This window comes from Acidobacteriota bacterium (assembly GCA_035471785.1).
Classification (GTDB): Bacteria; Acidobacteriota; UBA6911; order RPQK01; family DATIPO01; genus JANQFM01.
On sequence record DATIPQ010000154.1, the window covers coordinates 1 to 15,077 of the forward strand.

General features: G+C 63.2%; 14 protein-coding genes. 6 read left to right on the plus strand and 8 right to left on the minus strand.

The features are described from left to right. Nucleotides 1-480: 480 nt before the first annotated feature. Together VLU25_21910 and VLU25_21915 are read right to left on the minus strand one after the other, a co-directional pair. Nucleotides 481-996, minus strand: a complete 516-nt coding sequence (locus VLU25_21910) for a hypothetical protein (protein ID HSR70598.1) — start codon at nucleotides 994-996, stop codon at nucleotides 481-483. 9 nt (nucleotides 997-1,005) lie between these two features. Next, the gene (locus VLU25_21915) at nucleotides 1,006-1,317 is read right to left on the minus strand and encodes a putative quinol monooxygenase (GenBank protein ID HSR70599.1); all 312 of its coding nucleotides are present in this window, start codon (nucleotides 1,315-1,317) and stop codon (nucleotides 1,006-1,008) included. 253 nt (nucleotides 1,318-1,570) lie between these two features. Here VLU25_21915 and VLU25_21920 point away from each other — a divergent pair, with 253 nt between their 5' ends. Further along, nucleotides 1,571-2,362, plus strand: coding sequence for a DUF5694 domain-containing protein (locus tag VLU25_21920; GenBank protein ID HSR70600.1), 792 nt, complete (start codon nucleotides 1,571-1,573; stop codon nucleotides 2,360-2,362). On the opposite strand, the gene VLU25_21925 is transcribed toward VLU25_21920, so the two are convergent. After that, entirely contained in the window at nucleotides 2,348-2,827 is a 480-nt protein-coding gene (locus tag VLU25_21925; protein HSR70601.1) for a MauE/DoxX family redox-associated membrane protein, read from the minus strand. The two genes, VLU25_21920 and VLU25_21925, sit on opposite strands and share 15 nt — an antisense overlap. Before the next feature lie 348 nt (nucleotides 2,828-3,175). Here VLU25_21925 and VLU25_21930 point away from each other — a divergent pair, with 348 nt between their 5' ends. Continuing rightward, a complete protein-coding gene (locus VLU25_21930) occupies nucleotides 3,176-3,601 on the plus strand; it encodes a PIN domain-containing protein (GenBank protein ID HSR70602.1) in 426 nt (141 codons plus the stop codon). 95 nt (nucleotides 3,602-3,696) lie between these two features. Then, nucleotides 3,697-5,211, plus strand: a complete 1,515-nt coding sequence (locus tag VLU25_21935; GenBank protein ID HSR70603.1) for an alpha/beta hydrolase — start codon at nucleotides 3,697-3,699, stop codon at nucleotides 5,209-5,211. A 16-nt stretch (nucleotides 5,212-5,227) separates the two neighbouring features. On the opposite strand, the gene VLU25_21940 is transcribed toward VLU25_21935, so the two are convergent. The 3 genes from VLU25_21940 to VLU25_21950 all read right to left on the minus strand — a co-directional run bounded on the left by VLU25_21940 (nucleotide 5,228) and on the right by VLU25_21950 (nucleotide 7,227). Continuing rightward, the gene (locus tag VLU25_21940) at nucleotides 5,228-5,647 is read right to left on the minus strand and encodes a hypothetical protein (GenBank protein ID HSR70604.1); all 420 of its coding nucleotides are present in this window, start codon (nucleotides 5,645-5,647) and stop codon (nucleotides 5,228-5,230) included. 45 nt (nucleotides 5,648-5,692) lie between these two features. Beyond that, entirely contained in the window at nucleotides 5,693-6,634 is a 942-nt protein-coding gene (locus VLU25_21945; GenBank protein HSR70605.1) for a TIM barrel protein, read from the minus strand. A 197-nt stretch (nucleotides 6,635-6,831) separates the two neighbouring features. After that, nucleotides 6,832-7,227, minus strand: coding sequence for a VOC family protein (locus VLU25_21950; protein HSR70606.1), 396 nt, complete (start codon nucleotides 7,225-7,227; stop codon nucleotides 6,832-6,834). Nucleotides 7,228-7,313: 86 nt separating this feature from the next. Between VLU25_21950 and VLU25_21955 the strand changes: the two genes are divergently transcribed. The 3 genes from VLU25_21955 (at nucleotide 7,314) to VLU25_21965 (ending at nucleotide 11,840) form a co-directional block, all read left to right on the plus strand. Continuing rightward, nucleotides 7,314-8,105 carry a DUF2470 domain-containing protein gene (locus VLU25_21955; GenBank protein HSR70607.1) on the plus strand — a complete coding sequence of 264 codons (792 nt, stop codon included), beginning with the start codon at nucleotides 7,314-7,316 and terminating at the stop codon, nucleotides 8,103-8,105. 93 nt (nucleotides 8,106-8,198) lie between these two features. Next, nucleotides 8,199-9,722 carry an FHA domain-containing protein gene (locus VLU25_21960; protein ID HSR70608.1) on the plus strand — a complete coding sequence of 508 codons (1,524 nt, stop codon included), beginning with the start codon at nucleotides 8,199-8,201 and terminating at the stop codon, nucleotides 9,720-9,722. A gap of 6 nt (nucleotides 9,723-9,728) precedes the next feature. After that, nucleotides 9,729-11,840, plus strand: a complete 2,112-nt coding sequence (locus VLU25_21965; protein ID HSR70609.1) for a protein kinase — start codon at nucleotides 9,729-9,731, stop codon at nucleotides 11,838-11,840. Between the two features lie 30 nt (nucleotides 11,841-11,870). Here VLU25_21965 and VLU25_21970 read toward each other — a convergent pair whose 3' ends face one another. Next, the gene (locus tag VLU25_21970; GenBank protein ID HSR70610.1) at nucleotides 11,871-12,083 is read right to left on the minus strand and encodes a hypothetical protein; all 213 of its coding nucleotides are present in this window, start codon (nucleotides 12,081-12,083) and stop codon (nucleotides 11,871-11,873) included. A gap of 81 nt (nucleotides 12,084-12,164) precedes the next feature. Next, nucleotides 12,165-15,020 (minus strand): serine/threonine-protein kinase, encoded by a 2,856-nt coding sequence (locus tag VLU25_21975; protein HSR70611.1) that lies wholly within the window; start codon nucleotides 15,018-15,020, stop codon nucleotides 12,165-12,167. Nucleotides 15,021-15,077: the final 57 nt, after the last annotated feature.

Genomic DNA, 15,077 nt, shown 5'->3' on the forward strand with positions numbered 1-15,077 from the left:
CCGAATCGAGATGGTTCTGTTTTCGTTTTGGCCATCTCGCTGTCCTCTCCGGTCATTCTACTACAGGCTCCCGAACCCAACCTCCGGAGACAGTCGTCTGAGGTCGCGGGCTGTCAGATGTCGGCGAACGACTCGGAAGCCGCCCCAGCGTGCCCTTTAAAAGATCGAGAGCAAAATCGGGTGGAGCGTCTATGCGACGTCCGCTGCCAGGGCCAGGCGTCGGTTGACCACTTGCAAAAAGTCTTGACGGCCTCTGGCCGGTTATCGAAAAAATCTTCAAAGAACCCCGAGTTCGAATCTCGCCGCGGGCGCCATAGTTGTACGGCCCCTCAGGCTAACAGTCAATCCTCACCTGGAGGCTCGTCGCCGGGCTGGGCCGGCACGTCCGGCACCTTGGCCAACACCCGTTCGAACTTCTCACGACTTCCGCGTTCCGCCCGCCGCAAGATGTACTCTTCGGTCAACAGGGCAGAGAGTTTCTCAGCAATCGCAAGCGTCACGAATTGATTGATCGAGACGCCTTCCTGCTTCGCTACTTCCCGAACCTTCTTGTGCAGCGATTCCGGCAGCCGTAAACTCATTGCACTCATGCTCATTCCTCCCTAAGCCAGCGGATGAAGTCGTTGGGCGTGACGACTCTGATCCCGAAATGCTCCGCACCCAGCCCAGCCAGCGTGCCAAGGTGTAAAGAATGCCCGCCAAGAAGATGGTTCCGAATATATGTTTGTTGTATCGAGCCAGCCACAGCGGAAGATAAATGTCGAAGTTCTCCTGTCGTTCTTCGGTGTAACGCGCGGCAACATTGGTGAGCGGGCAGCGCCAGCCGTTGGCCGCTATGATGCCAACCTCGATGAAGACAATGCCGATCAGCACGGCGGCAATGGTGAACCGGCCACGCCAAGCCGAGACAGGAATGGCAAAGATGCAGCCGGCAAAGAAAGCCCAAACCACCGTGTGGACGATCTTGACAGTCCGGAGAGCCGTCTGCGGACTCAACACGGTCGCCTAACCCTGCTTCTCGGAGTCCTGAAGGCCGCGGCCGCCTACGGGCTCGGTTTCGAAGCGCTCGCCGAATCCGGCGATCAGCGGGCGTCCTTGCGCGATGGCTTCCCGCACGGAGGGATGCGAGAGCGAGGTCTGGTGGCTGGCTTGGCTGTCCCACACCTCGGTGACCCAAATCGCGTCCGCATCGCCGGGATCTTTGGCGACCACATAGCTGAGACAACCCGGCATCCCGGATACGCCCTCGAGGAGAATGGCGATGAGTTCATCGCGCTTGCCCGACACGGTGTTTATCTTTCCGATCAGTCCATACATGCTTGAGGCTCCGCTGAATAGGCGCCCGCCGGAGCGCAGGCCGTGGCCATCACCGCCGCGCCGACGGAAAAGAGGAAATCACGTCGTCGAAATCCACCCATAATCGCTCCTACTGGTTCCGCAGCCTACCACGGCCTCTCTTCACCAGCTAAACTTTGCAGCCGTATCCTACGTTGTTCTGTCCCCATGCCAAGAGTCCGCAACCGATGGAGTAATCATGCTGTTTGAAGGCTTCCCATTCCGCAGAGGCGCGATGTTGGGCGCCCTCCTTCTCACCCAGACGCTTTCGGGACAGGTACCCAGCGCGGGGGAACCCACGCAGGTCCTTGTCTTGGGAACCTATCACTTCGCGAATCCGGGTTTGGACGTGGTCAAGGTTGAAGTGGCCGACGTGCTGTCCGAGGCCAAGCAGGCCGAGATTCGCGCCGTGGTCGAAGCCTTGGCCCGCTTTCGTCCTACCAAGATCGCGGTGGAGGATTTGCCGGGCTCAGCCGACCGGCTCGATCAGCTCTACAAAGCCTACCGCGCAGGTCAGCATGAGCTGTCCCGCAATGAGACCGAACAAGTGGGCTTTCGCTTGGCGGCGCAGTTGGAGCATCCGCGCCTTTTTCCCATCGACTATCGAAACCCGTTCCCCTTTCAAGCCGTTGTGGAGTGGGCCCAGGAGCATGACCCGGCCTTCCTGGACTTTCTCAACGAGGAGCGAGAGCGGATGGCGGCCGAGTCCAACCGCCGCCAGCAGGATTACACCATCGGCAAGATCCTGCGGCTCAGCAACCACCCCGAGGAGCTGGCAAGGGAGCATGGCGTGTACATGCGCTTCGCCGAGGTGGCGGCCGGAGACACCTATGCGGGGGCCGAATTGGTCTCCAGGTGGTACGAGCGCAACATCCATATCTTCTCCAACCTGCAGAAGATCGCCGAGCGGGGCGACCGCATCCTGGTGATCATCGGCAGCGGACATGCCCCGATCCTGCGTGAGCTGATCACCTACCACCCCGAAATGTCGCTGGTGGAGGCGCTCGAGTACCTACCGTCCGACTGAGTGCGGCGGTGGACGCCGAAGGGTGAACCGATAAATCCACCACAAGATGACGAGTTGGAGGGGGGCACGGATGAGGAGATATTGAGGCCCCCAGGCGTGGCCGCCCATGGGAACGTGGTTGATGGCGGCGTAGATATTGGCAGGGAAGAATGCGACCAGCATGGCGGCAGCGACCCATCCGGTGAATCGTCTGCACTGGGGGATGAAGAAGCCGACGGCGATAGCGAATTCCAAGATTCCCGTCAGGTAGACGAGCAGCACCCGCTCCGGAACCCACTCCGGCAGCATCTGCGCCATAGGCTCCGTTCGCTGGAAGTGTCCGATCCCAGTGAAGACGAACAAGATGCCAAGTCCGACGGCTGCGGCGCTCCGCGGCTCGAAGAAGGACCCCCTGACCGCCGCCACCGCCCGCGCGCCCAAGTAGGGCACCATCATCAAGACGAGCATGATAAGCGGGGTAGTCATGCGACAGTTCCTCCTTGAAGTCTAGTGCCTATTGGTCTTGCCTACGACTACGGCCGGGAGCACGGCGTCCCGCTGAGCTGGAACCGAAGGTCGAAGGTATGGCACGTATGGTATCCTGTTTGCCATGGTGAAATCGACGGTGTACTTGCCCCGCAAACTGAAGGACTCGCTAACAAGGCTTTCAAAGCAGCAGGGCCGGTCAGAGGCTGAAATCATTCGCGAAGCCATCGAGGAAAAAGTCGGTGCCAATCGACCTCCGCGGCCCAGGATACCTCTCTGCGAAGAGGGGCTTGGGGATTCGACGGCGGCCAGTCGAGTCGATGAGTTCCTTGAGGGATTCGGTCGCTCATGATGTTGCTTGACACCAGCGGTTTGCTTTCGGCCCTTTTCCCCGACCAGCAAGGGCACGAGTCGAGTGCCGAAGCGCTGCGCCGATCAGACCCGCCACTCATTCTCTCGCCTTTCGTCCTGGCTGAGATTGACTATTTAATCGAGAAAATGAGCGGAGTGGATGTCGAACTGCAGTTCCTGGAGGAGGTATCGAGGGGTGCCTACCAGGTCGCTCCGTTCGACCGGCGAGATATCGAAGCGGCCCGATTCATTATTGCCAAGTACCGTGACCTCGGTATCGGATTGGCCGACGCATCCATCATGGTGCTGGCTGATCGCTATCAGACGCGCCAACTGCTGACTCTTGACGAGCGCCACTTTCGCGTCCTGAAAATGGAATCCGGCGATGCCTTCAGGATCCTCCCCGCCGATCTGGATGTTTGAGCGGTCTATGCAGTATAGGTGCAGGTTGAAACGCTACCGCTAGCCGACGAGCCTTGCAGTTGCGGAAAGGAGGGAGTGGGGCTTAGAGTAGCGGAATGCGGTTTTTGAAGGTTCTTGCTGTAGTTTCTCTCGGGTTGGCGGTTGTTGTGGCGGCGGGTTGGGTGACGGTACGGAGTTCCAATCTGCAGCCGCAGGCGGGGACGCTTTTGCTCTATCCCGAACGCATCGCGCTTCAAGGGGGCGGGTACGCCCGCTGCGATCGGGGGATGATGTTTGTTCCCGCCAACCGCTCCCGGCCGGGAGGCGGCGTGATCGGCGTCGAGATCTACCGCTTCAAGTCCGACAAGGCAGCACCCGGGACACCCCCTGTCTTCCGGCTCCACGGAGGACCTGGATGGGGCGGGCTGTCCGGCTCGCTGGGGCAACCCGGTTTTTACCAGCGCGAGATCGTTCCTCAGCTTGAAACTGCCGACTTGGTGGTAGTGGGACAGCGAGGCATCGGCTCCTCCAAGCCCGATACCGTCTGCGATGCCCCTGCCAAACTGCCTTTGGATCGCAAGGTGTCCGAAGAGGAGGAAGCCGAGGTGTTGCGCCAGGCGTCCCGCCAGTGCAAGGACTTCTGGGAATCGACAGGGCTCGATTTGAGCGGACTCAACGTGGTGGAAGCTGCCGCCGACGTCAACGACGTCCGTCAGGCGCTGGGGTACGGCAAGATTACCCTGTGGGGCCGGAGCTTTGGATCGCACTGGGCCATGGCCGTCATGCGCTTTCATCCCGACGCGGTGGAACGGGCGGTGCTGACCGGTATGGAGGGGCCCGATCATACCTATGACATGCCCTCCTGGGTGCTCAAGGCGCTGGAGCGCATCGCCAAGGCAGCCGAGTCCTCGGACCGGCTCAAGGAACAGATCCCCGAGGGCGGCCTGATCGAGGCCTTCAAGTCGGTGGTGGCCCGCCTGGATGAAGAGCCCGTCAAAGTCAGCGTGCCCGGCGGCGCGGAGATTTACCTGGACGGCGACGACATCCGCGACATGGCCTACGGTTATTCGGGACGCACCAGTTCGCGCCGCGGCATCCAAACCTGGGCCTCAGACGTGCTGACGCTTTACGCGGGAGACTATGATCCCGCCGCGCGGACCGTGGCCCGGCAGTTGGCCCGGGGAGGCTTCCCCACCGCGAGTTTCTTCATGCTGGATTGCGGCTCGGGCATCAGCCGTCAGCGGCTGCAGCACCTTCAGTCCGACCCGGCCAAGGTGGTAGTGGGAGATCTGGGATGGTTCTACCAGACCGCCTGCGCCGAGTGGGGCAGCGACTTGGGCGAGGCTTTCCGGAAGAACTTCGAAACCGGTATTCCCACGTTGATCGTGCAGGGCGACTGGGACACCTCCACGCCCTACGAGAACGCCCTCGAACTCAAGCCCTACTTCAAGAACAGCACCTTCGTCACCGTCAGAGGCGGCTCTCATGGAGCCTTGCCCGAAGCCATGCGCGAGGACGAGTCCTTCAGCGCGGCCGTCATGAAGTTCATAGGCGAGGGCGACGTCAGCGGCATTCCCGAAGAGGTCCAACTCCCCGAGATCGTCTGGACCAAGCCCTCGCTGAGCAAGTAGAGCGGGTCAGGAGGGCTTACTTGGCACTCAACCGGTTGTAGACCAGGACCGCCATGCTGATGGCGGCGCTGGCCTCCACGAGGCCCCAAGCGGCACTCAGGACGGCCTGGTTTCGGCTAAGGAAGCCGATTTCGTGCAGCAGGGCCACCGGCGGCAGATAGCCGATCAGCCAGACGGGCAAAACCAATTTCCCGACGGCGCTCAGGCCTTCACCCAGCCGACGGCCCGCGATGGCGTAGAGGTAAGCGACCGCCAGTCCAATGCCGAAGCGCAAACCCGTGTGAAGCAGCGCTCCCCCGAGCTGCGGGGAGGCTCCCGCCCGCGTGAAGGAATCTCCCAAGCCGATCAGGAGGGCAGCCGCCATTCCGCCCACGTTCAAGATCACTCCCGCCGCCAGTCCTGCCAGCAACACACTCCGCAATCGCGCCTCATCCATGCTGTGTCCTCCCAGTGTCATAAGACCACGAACGGAACCTGCCGTCTAGAGCCGGGGATCGCAGCGGCGGTAGGCTTCGATGACGGCGCGTTCGCCCTGGCGGCCGGGAGTGGAATTGCCGTGTTCCATTCCGACGATGCCTCCGTATCCGCGCTCTTTGAGGTGAGTGAAGACGTTGGAGTAGTTGATCTCGCCGGTGGTGGGTTCGTTGCGGCCCGGATTGTCTCCCACTTGAAAGTAGGCGATCTCCTGCCAGGCGGCGTCGATGTTGGGGATGAGATTGCCCTCGGTGATCTGCTGGTGGTAGAGGTCATCGAGAATCTTGACCGAGGGACTGGCCACGGCCCGGCAGATCTGAAAGGCCTGGGGGATGCGGGTGAGAAAGAGTCCCGGGTGGTCCCTCCAGGGATTGAGCGGCTCCAGAACCAGCGTCAGTCCCTGCGGCTCGCAGACCCCGGCGCAGTGCCTGAGGTTTTCCACCACGTTGGCGGTCTGGTAGTCGGGTTCCAGTCCGGGATCGGCCAAGCCTGGGACCACGGTGGCCCAACGTGCATGCACCCGCTGGGCTGTGTCCACCGCCTGACGCATCTTGGCTTTCAGCCCTTCAGCCACTTCTTCGGGCGGACGCACGAAAGTCCGTTGCCGGAAATCGGCCTCTGCCACGAAGACTCCCATGCTGATTCCCAGCCGCTGCATGGCGGCGGCCAGGCGTTCCTGCTCGGCCAGGGGACGACCCATCATCCCGTTGTCTTCCCAGGCCCGAAAGCCCTCGGCGGCTGCAAACTCCAACTGGCCCACCAAGTCGTCGCCACCATGCTCCTTAAACATCCCGAAGTGCGGTGCGTAGAGCAGTGAGAACTGGTCTTGGGCCGCCCCACCGCCTGCTGCCGCAAGCCCATTTTCAGTGCTGGGTCTGGCGAGCACGGCGGAAGCTCCGATGGCCCCGCCGAGGACGCCCAAGCCACCCAAAAACCTTCGTCGATTCATGGACTCAGATCATACCCTGCCCCGGTCTCCGCCTGCTCACCCCGGGCAGGTGAAGCCGCCCCTTCAAGGGACCGAAGAGGTCGTGGCCTGGCTAGCGTAGCGACTGGATTTGACTAACCTGTTTACAGCCACAGATTGATGTTGCGGAATGGCGGCTTGAAGCAAGGCATACAGATCTCATTTTCCCCCGGGGTCCATCAATCGGCGCCTGTGAAGACGGTGGACTCTTGGACGAAGCAGAGGCGGCTGCCCATCGGGTCAAGTGCATAGAAGAGGCGTTCCCCCCAGGGCATGTCCTCGATTTCGGTGAGCGGACGGCCCCCGGCCGAGGCCAGGCGCTTGCGGACAGCCTCCAGGTCGGGCACGGAAAAGTAGAGGTACTGGTTCTCGTGATGTCTCCAGCCCGAGCCCGGTTGGTCGCCGTCGGCCGCCGGATCGTAGCAGGCCAGGATCACCCCGCCGCACTTGAAATAGTGGCGGCCGGGCGAGACCCGCTCGCCTTCGACCTGCAAGACACGGGCATAGAATCGCGCTGCTTCTTCGATGTCGCTGACTGGAAGAATCACTCGGTAGAGGCGCGCCGTCGTCATCATCGTCCTCCGCTGGGATGTGCCGGAAACTGATAGAGTAGCCTAAGCCTAGTCCGAAGAGGACACATAGGCAAGCCTCAGGAGCCATAATGAGCAGCAGCGCCCACGCCAACCCCAGCCGTAACCGCGAGGAGCCTCTCTATGACCGCGACGTGGCCGCGCCCAGCCATGCCGAGCGGGCCAGGACGCTGGTCGAGAAGCTGCACACCGCCTCCCTGGCCACCCTGGCCAAGGATCCCGAGGGCCATCCTTATGCCTCCTTCCTAACCTTTGCTCTCGAGGGCGGAGATCCCATCTTCCTGATCAGCGAGATGGCCGAGCACACCCAGAACCTGCGCCGCGACGGACGGGCCTCCCTGCTGGCCGCCGAAAGCCGCTCCCAAGATCCCCTGGCCAACGGACGGGTGACCTTGCTGGGGACCTGCCGTCTTATCGAGGAAGGCGATCAAAGCGCCCGCCAGGCCTACCTGCAACGGCTGCCCAACGCGTCCTATTATTGCGATTTCAAGGACTTCAATTTCTGGCGTCTGAGCGTCGATTCGTTGCGCTATATCGGCGGCTACGGACGCATGTCCTGGGTTTCAGGGGAAGAGTGGAAAGCCGCTCAACCCGATCCGCTGGCGGCCCACGCCGAGGGCATCGTCGATCACATGAACGCTGATCACGCCGAGGCCATGGCCCTTTTGTGCCGGGTCTTCTCCAAGGCGCGGGAGGCCCAGCAAGTCAGCATGACCGCTATCGACCGCTACGGATTCGAGATGTCGGTGATGACCGAACGCGGTCCGAGACCCGTCCGGCTGGCCTTCCCCCAGCCCGCCGACACCCCCGATGCCGCCCGCCAGGCCTTGATCGCCCTGGTGTCCCAGGCGCGCAAAGCCTGAGGTGCGGTCGGAAGGCCCCTGGGAACTTGGCCAGTATGCGTTTTCTTGCCAGGAATCGCAGGCGAAGCCTATAATCTAGCGTCACGACTTCTTATGGACAGTACTCGCCCCAAGCAGGAATCGAGGGCGTGGTTGGTGCAGTTGCGGGAGGGAAGCGAGGAAGGGGCCCGGCACGCTCTGCGGGGCGAATCGCTGCGCATAGGACGAGATCCCTCCTGCGACATCGTGCCCGAAGGCCACAGGAGCCGGGTGGTATCGGCCCGCCATGCTGAAATCCGCCGCGGCAAGCGGGGCAGCTTTCGTCTCGTCGATCTCGACAGCACCAACGGAACTTTCATCGCCGCAAAACGCATTAAGGACGCCCGTCTCGAGGAAGGCGACGTCATCACCCTGGGGCCTGAAGGTCCCCGCTTCCGCTTCCACAGCGGACCCATGCCCGCCTCCACTCCCGAACGCACCGTGATTCTGGACCGGCGTGAGATGCAGGCCTCGGCGGACTCGCCCCCCGACGAGGGAACCTTGCCTTCAGCCGTCGGCGCGGAGTCGGACAGCCAGGGAAGGTCGAGGCGGCGCAAGCGCAAGTCGGTGGACGAACTGGCCGAGGAGGCCGTTCTGCAGGCCAGGCTGGCGCGCTCGCAAGGTCAGGAGGAAGGCCAGACCATCGTCTTCATGCGGGACGCCCTGCAGCAGGCCGTCAGCCATACCAAACAACGCTGGAAACTGGTGGCCGGCGGACTGGCGGCGGCCCTTCTAGCCATGTCGGGCTACGCCTGGTGGGCGGCTCAGGACGTCCGCCGCCAGAAGCAGGACCTCGACTACCACATCCGCCAAATCGAAGCCGATCTGGCCGACGCCAGCGATCCCCAACGCTTGCGGGAGCTCAGCCGCCGGCTGGAGCAGTATCAGACCCAGGCCGAAGCCTTGCAGGACAGCATCTTCTTTCAACTGGGATCGAAGGACGAAGAAACCGACTTCATCGAAGACCAACTGCGGTTGCTCTTGAGAGATTTCGGGGCTGAGGTATATAGCCTGCCTCCGACGTTTGTAGAAAGTGTGAAAGAATCCATCCGCCACTTCCAGGAAAACGACCGCGGCAGCATCGAGCAGGTGCTGATCGACCGGCGCCAGGAGTTTCAACGCATCCGCAGCACCTTGACGGAGGAAAACCTGCCGGCCGACCTGGCCTACATGGTGGTGGTGGAAAGCGGATTCCGAAAGGGCAGCTACAGTCCCAGGGGAGCGGCGGGTCCCTGGCAGATGGTTCCGGTGACGGCGCGGGCCTTCGGATTGACCGTCGACGATCAGGTCGACGAGCGAATGGACATGGTCAAGGCCACGCGGGCGGCGGCGCAGTACATCCGCCACCTCATCCTTGAATTCGGGACCGGCAGTTCCATCATGCTGGCCCTGGCGGCCTACAATTCCGGCCAAACCCGAGTCAAGCGCATCATCCGGGAAAAGGTAGACGATCCTCTGCGCCAACGAAATTTTTGGTATCTTTACCGCATCAAGGCGCTGCCACGGGAAACCCGGAATTACGTGCCCAAAGTGATGGCTGCCATCCTGATCGGACGCAATCCGGAGCGCTTCGGGTTTGCGCCTGCGCTGACCGACTGAGACGTGATGTTGAAGGACGAGAGCCCGCAATTCGGCCGATACCAGATACTCGAACGCCTGGGCAAGGGCGGAATGGGCGTCATTTACAAGGCCCACGACTCCCAGCTCGACCGGGTGGTCGCCGTCAAGACCATTCTGCCCGAGTTCCTGGCCAGCGACGAGGTCAAGGAGCGTCTGGTTCGCGAGGCCCAAGCGGCGGCCCGGCTGCAGCATCCCAACGTCGTCACCATCTACGACATCGGCGAGGCCGAGGACGGACGGCTTTACTTCGCCATGGAGTACGTGCGCGGACGCAGCCTGCGCGAGATCATTCCCCAGCGCCTGCCCCTGGAGCGCCGCCTGGAAATCATGGCCGACATCTGCAAGGCCCTGGGGTTCGCCCACCGACACGGCATCGTCCACCGCGACGTCAAGCCCACCAACGTGCTGCTGGCCGACGACGGCACGGTCAAGCTCTTCGATTTCGGCATCGCCCACCTGGCCGGATCGTCGCTGACGCGCACCGGAGTGGCCATAGGGACGCCCGAATACATGTCTCCGGAAATGGTGGAAGGGGGCGAACTCGACGCCCGCTCCGACATTTTCTCCTGCGGGGTGATGCTCTACGAAATGCTGACCCGCAACAATCCCTTCCGCTCCGACCGCATCACCACCACCATGTACCAGATCGTGCACGCCGATCCTCCCAATCTGCGAGAGTTGCGCCCCAACTTGCCGGAGGACCTGGAGCGCATCCTGCGCCGGATGCTGGCCAAGCGTCCCGAGGAGCGTTACGCCGACATGAACCAGGTGGTCGAAGACCTGGAGCACATCGTCTCGCGGGGATTGCTCAACAAGGCCATCAAGGCCAAGGAACTGGGCGACCTGATGGATCAGGTGGAGGCCAAGGTCAACGAGGCCGAGAACGATCCGCGCGCCCGTCAGGTGCTGGAAGAGGAATTGGCGGCTCCCCTGGGCCGCAGGCGGCGCCAGGTACGCAAGATTACCAAGGCTTCCGACACTTCCGTCACCATGACGCACATCGACCGCGAGCTGATCTCCCTGCGGGAGTTCGACGAGAAGCTGGACGAGTTTCTGGAGCGGGAGCTGCCGGAGCGGATGGAGAAGGTCTCCGAGGACAATCTGCCCACCTGGGACACGCCGTCGGAGGAACCGCCGCCCGTCGACGACACCGCCGCCACCATGCGTTGGGAAGGAGACACCACGGCCCGCCAGGGAATGGCGGCCGCCTTGGCCAAGACCCGCGCCGAAAAGGAAGCGGCAGCCGGCCAGAAAACCGGCGCTGCTCAAGAGCACCTCCAGGACTCCGCCACCGGAACTCCTCCTCCCCCGCCTCCGCAGGAGACGCCTGCCGAGGAGAGCGGCTCGTTTGGTCAGCAGCCTGAAGCCAGACCCGATCCCACTGTTGTCGTCCCCACCGGCGGAGACGAGGCCTTCAACCGCAGATGGATGTTGCCGGTGGGACTGCTGGCAGCCCTGGTGCTGGTGGTTGTGACGGTGTGGGCGGTCATGTCGATGGGCGACGGCTCCGCCCCGCAAGGCGAGGAGCAATTGGCCCAGTCCACCCTGGGGACGGAGACTGATCCGGCCCAGCAGGGGGATGAGCAGGCCTCCGATCCCGCCGCTCCGCCCCAAGAGGGAGCCGGGTCTGGAGGCGACGCTGCACCGGCCCAGCCGGGAGGAAGTTCGGGGGGCTCGTCACCCCCGCGGCCCCGCGGCCAGAGCGCGGGCATCGGTCAGGACAGCGCAGGCACACCTTCCAGGCCGGCTACGCCTTCGCCCCAGGCCGACCGATCTGGAGCCGAGGCCGCCTCGGCCGCCGACGGTTCCCAGGCACAGTCCGACTTCATCTTCCAGGTCGTCATGGCCGACGCCCGCAAGACTCTCATTCCCGGCAACCGCGACTGCCAGGGGACCCTGGAGGTCGACTCCAACATGTTCCGCTTCCGCAGCGACGACTGCACCTCGCGCACGCTGGTCAGAAGCATCCTGCAACAGGCCAATCTTGAGGATGATTTCCTCTCCATCGAGCAGGTCAACGGCCGCTGGTACCATTTCTTCATCGAGGAGGAGGACCGTCCCCGCATGCTTCAAGCCCTGCAAGAACTCGGCTGGTAAAGTGTGCTGGCGGGAGGAAAATCCGGGCGTTTACTGCCCTGGAAACTCGGCAGGACTCCGGGTCGGGGGCTGGGGCACCTGAATGCGCGTCTGCGGGGCGGATTCGCCTTCGCCGGCCGGACGCACCTGGGAGGGACGCTCATAGGAGGAGAGGGCCAGTCCCAGAACCAGCGCTGACAGCGGCAGGATTCCGGCCAGTATCTCGACGATCATCTGGCGCATCTGGCGGAACATCCATTTCACGAGCGTTTTTCCTCCTTCCACTTGTATACGCGCTGAAGAAGGCGCTCACCCCTCACGAATCTCAGGAAAAATCCAGAAATCTTACTTGGCCATCCGGGAGATCCGGCCCAGTTGTTCTTCGGTGTAGGCCAACAGCTCCTGCTTCTCCTCGTCATCGGCGTGAATGGGCAAGGAGAGCAGGTGGCGCAGGGCCGACAGGTGCTCTCGGGCCTGCTCCTCCAGTCCCAGCCGGAAGCAGGCCAGGGCCGAAAAAGCTTCCACCACGGGCGAGTCGCCCAGTTCGGAGCGGCGGCGCAGCTCCTGCACGCGGGATAGCTGCTCCAGGGCGGCCTGGTCTTCTCCCGCCCGGTAGGCCAGCACGCCCAGCGTCCGCTGGAAGTCCATGTCTGCGGGGGCGTCCTCGGAGAGGAGCTTCTGGGCCTGGTAGGCTCTCTCGTATGAGGCCGGCTCACGCCCGTCAAGCGTGGCGATGCGCCAGTTGATGCGGTGGACCCGACTCTGCATCCTCTCCAGGTTGGAGTCCCAGTTGCTGTTCTGGGCGGCTTCGGCCTTGCTGCGCACCAGCCGGTGCGCTTCAAGCGCGGTTTGCAGGGCCCGGTCCAACTGGCCTGCCTCTTCCGCCATCTGCGCCAGCCCCGCAAAGTGGGGGGCCAGTTCGATGCTTTCCTGACCCAGGGTGCGGCGCATGAGATCCATCAGGGTGTCGCTCATGCCCAGGGCTTCTTCGATCCGCTGGGGATTCCGGCGCAAGATCTGGAAGAGCCCGTCGTAGGCGAAAAGCATCAGGTCGTTGGGCGGCTGGTCCATTTGCCCATAGAGTCTGATGGCCCGCCGCAGCAGCCGCTCGGCTTCTTGAGAGCGCCCCACGTTGAGAAGCAGCCGTCCGGCGCGCAGGTGGGCATTGGCGTCGATGAGCCCGCCGGGAAAGGTGGCCTGGTAGTCGCGTGCCAGCAGCAGGGTGATCTCGGCGGCTTCCTGCGTGCGCTGATCGGCCAGCAGGGCTTGCACCATCATCTCGCGCACCACGGCGATCTCATAGCGCTGATCGGGAGTCAGTTTCTGACGCAGGCGCAGGACTTCTTGGAACTGCTCGATGGCGGCCTGCGACTGGCCCCGCCGGTTGAGCAGTTCGCCCAGGGCCAGGCGCGGATCGCAGAAAGCCAACCCCGCCCCTTCCGGCAACTGGGAGAAGAGGTCGATGGAGGCCCTCAGATGCTCCTCCGACTCGTCGTCGCGTCCGCTCAGGTAGAGAAGCTTGCCCAGGCGGCCTTGAACGACGCCCAGGTTGTAGCCGTCGTCATCGAGGTTGCTCCAGATTTGCAGCGATTCGCGGAAGAGGGTCTCGGCGTCCTCCAGCCGTCCGGTGTTCTGCATGCGCAGGCCCAGCGAGGAGAGGGCGGCGGCCACGGTGGGATGGTTCTCTCCGAAGAGGCGCTTGGCTTCATCGATCAGGTCTCCGGTTTCGACGCTGGCCTCGCCCGAGGTGTGGGAGTCGATCTGGGTCATGATGCGTTGCAGGAAGTCGCTGATGGCCTGAGAGCGCTCAGCCTCGGCTCTGGCCTCCAGTCGGGCCTCTTCGGCGGCGTTGCGCTGGCGCGACGCCTGCAGGAATCCGGCCGTGGCCAGGGCCAGTCCCACGATCAGCGCCAGCAGGACCAGGGCGGCCGTCGACACCATGGCCCGGTGGCGCCGCACGAACTTGGCAATGCGATAGAAGGTGCTGGGCGGGCCGGCCAGCACAGGGCGGTTGTCCAGGTGGCGCTGGATGTCTTCAGCCAGTTCGCTGGCGCTCTGGTAGCGGCGCGTGCGGTCCTTCTCCATGGCCCTGAGGACGATCCAGTCCAGGTCTCCGCGGAAGAGCTTGCTCAGGGCCGAAGGCTCGCTGCTGCGGCGCAGGGCCGTCTTGCGGGCGTCTTCTCCCAACTGGCCGACCCTGACCGAGGGCGTGACCGGATCTTCATCTCGGATCAGGCGCAGGATCTCTCCGTAGCCGGCTTTGCTCAGTCGCGTGGAGTCGAGAGGAGTGGTGCCGGTCAGCAGTTCATAGAGCAGCACGCCCAGCGAATAGATGTCGGAGCGTGTGTCGATGTCGAGTCCGCTCATTTCGGCCTGCTCGGGCGACATGTAGGCGGGCGTTCCGATGAACTGGCGCAGTTCGGTGAAGAGGGTCTTTTCGGTGAGGCTGCCCTTGGTGGCCTTGGCGATGCCGAAGTCGATGATCTTGGGAACCGGCTGTCCGTCCTGAAGGGTGACGAGCACGTTGGAGGGCTTGATGTCGCGGTGGATGATGCCCTTTTGATGAGCGTGCTGGACGGCCCGGCAGACGGGGATGAAGAGCTTGAGGCGTTGGATGGCGCTGAAGCGGTTGAGGTCGCAGTATTCGGTGATGGGCAGCCCCCGCACCAGTTCCATCACGAAATAGGGGCGGCCGCTCTGAGTGGCTCCGCCGTCCAGCACCTTGGCGATGTTGGGGTGGTCGGTCAGAGCCAGGGCCTGGCGTTCGGCTTCGAAACGGGCGATGACCTGGCGGGTGTCCATGCCCAGCTTGATGATCTTGAGCGCCACCTTGCGGCGCACCGGCTCGGTCTGTTGGGCCAGATAGACGGTGCCGAAGCCGCCTTCTCCGATCAGTTCCAGGATCTCGTAGGGACCGATCAGCGTTCCCGGCGCCTCAGGATCGGCGATTTCCGCCGGCAAGGGAGCCAGGGTACGCTGGTCAGGCCGGGAATGGCCGCTTTCTTCCGGCGCCCCAGTCGAATGCAGTTCCAGCTCTCCGCTCCCGTCATCATTGAAGACCAGCAGCGAGTCCACTTCGGCGCGCAGGTCGGTGTCTTCTCCGCAAGCCGTGTCCAGGTATATGTCCCGGTCCTCGGGGGGAAGTCCCCTCACCGCGTGAAAGAGCTCCTCGATCTGGTGAAATCGTTCTTTTTCCATCATCTCAATTAGATACGCGCAAACGGCCGCCTTTCAACCCTCATGACCGATGTTCGGGCC

What these genes read in the sequence shown, in the direction of transcription:
- VLU25_21950 (HSR70606.1), bottom strand. Translation starts at nt 7,227, where the DNA reads ATGATGACGACGGCGCGCCTCTACCGAGTGATTCTTCCAGTCAGCGAC.
- VLU25_21975 (HSR70611.1), bottom strand. Translation starts at nt 15,020, where the DNA reads ATGATGGAAAAAGAACGATTTCACCAGATCGAGGAGCTCTTTCACGCG.
- VLU25_21960 (HSR70608.1), top strand. Translation starts at nt 8,199, where the DNA reads ATGGACAGTACTCGCCCCAAGCAGGAATCGAGGGCGTGGTTGGTGCAG.
- VLU25_21930 (HSR70602.1), top strand. Translation starts at nt 3,176, where the DNA reads ATGATGTTGCTTGACACCAGCGGTTTGCTTTCGGCCCTTTTCCCCGAC.
- VLU25_21955 (HSR70607.1), top strand. Translation starts at nt 7,314, where the DNA reads ATGAGCAGCAGCGCCCACGCCAACCCCAGCCGTAACCGCGAGGAGCCT.
- VLU25_21940 (HSR70604.1), bottom strand. Translation starts at nt 5,647, where the DNA reads ATGGATGAGGCGCGATTGCGGAGTGTGTTGCTGGCAGGACTGGCGGCG.
- VLU25_21965 (HSR70609.1), top strand. Translation starts at nt 9,729, where the DNA reads ATGTTGAAGGACGAGAGCCCGCAATTCGGCCGATACCAGATACTCGAA.
- VLU25_21925 (HSR70601.1), bottom strand. Translation starts at nt 2,827, where the DNA reads ATGACTACCCCGCTTATCATGCTCGTCTTGATGATGGTGCCCTACTTG.
- VLU25_21945 (HSR70605.1), bottom strand. Translation starts at nt 6,634, where the DNA reads ATGAATCGACGAAGGTTTTTGGGTGGCTTGGGCGTCCTCGGCGGGGCC.
- VLU25_21935 (HSR70603.1), top strand. Translation starts at nt 3,697, where the DNA reads ATGCGGTTTTTGAAGGTTCTTGCTGTAGTTTCTCTCGGGTTGGCGGTT.
- VLU25_21915 (HSR70599.1), bottom strand. Translation starts at nt 1,317, where the DNA reads ATGTATGGACTGATCGGAAAGATAAACACCGTGTCGGGCAAGCGCGAT.
- VLU25_21920 (HSR70600.1), top strand. Translation starts at nt 1,571, where the DNA reads ATGTTGGGCGCCCTCCTTCTCACCCAGACGCTTTCGGGACAGGTACCC.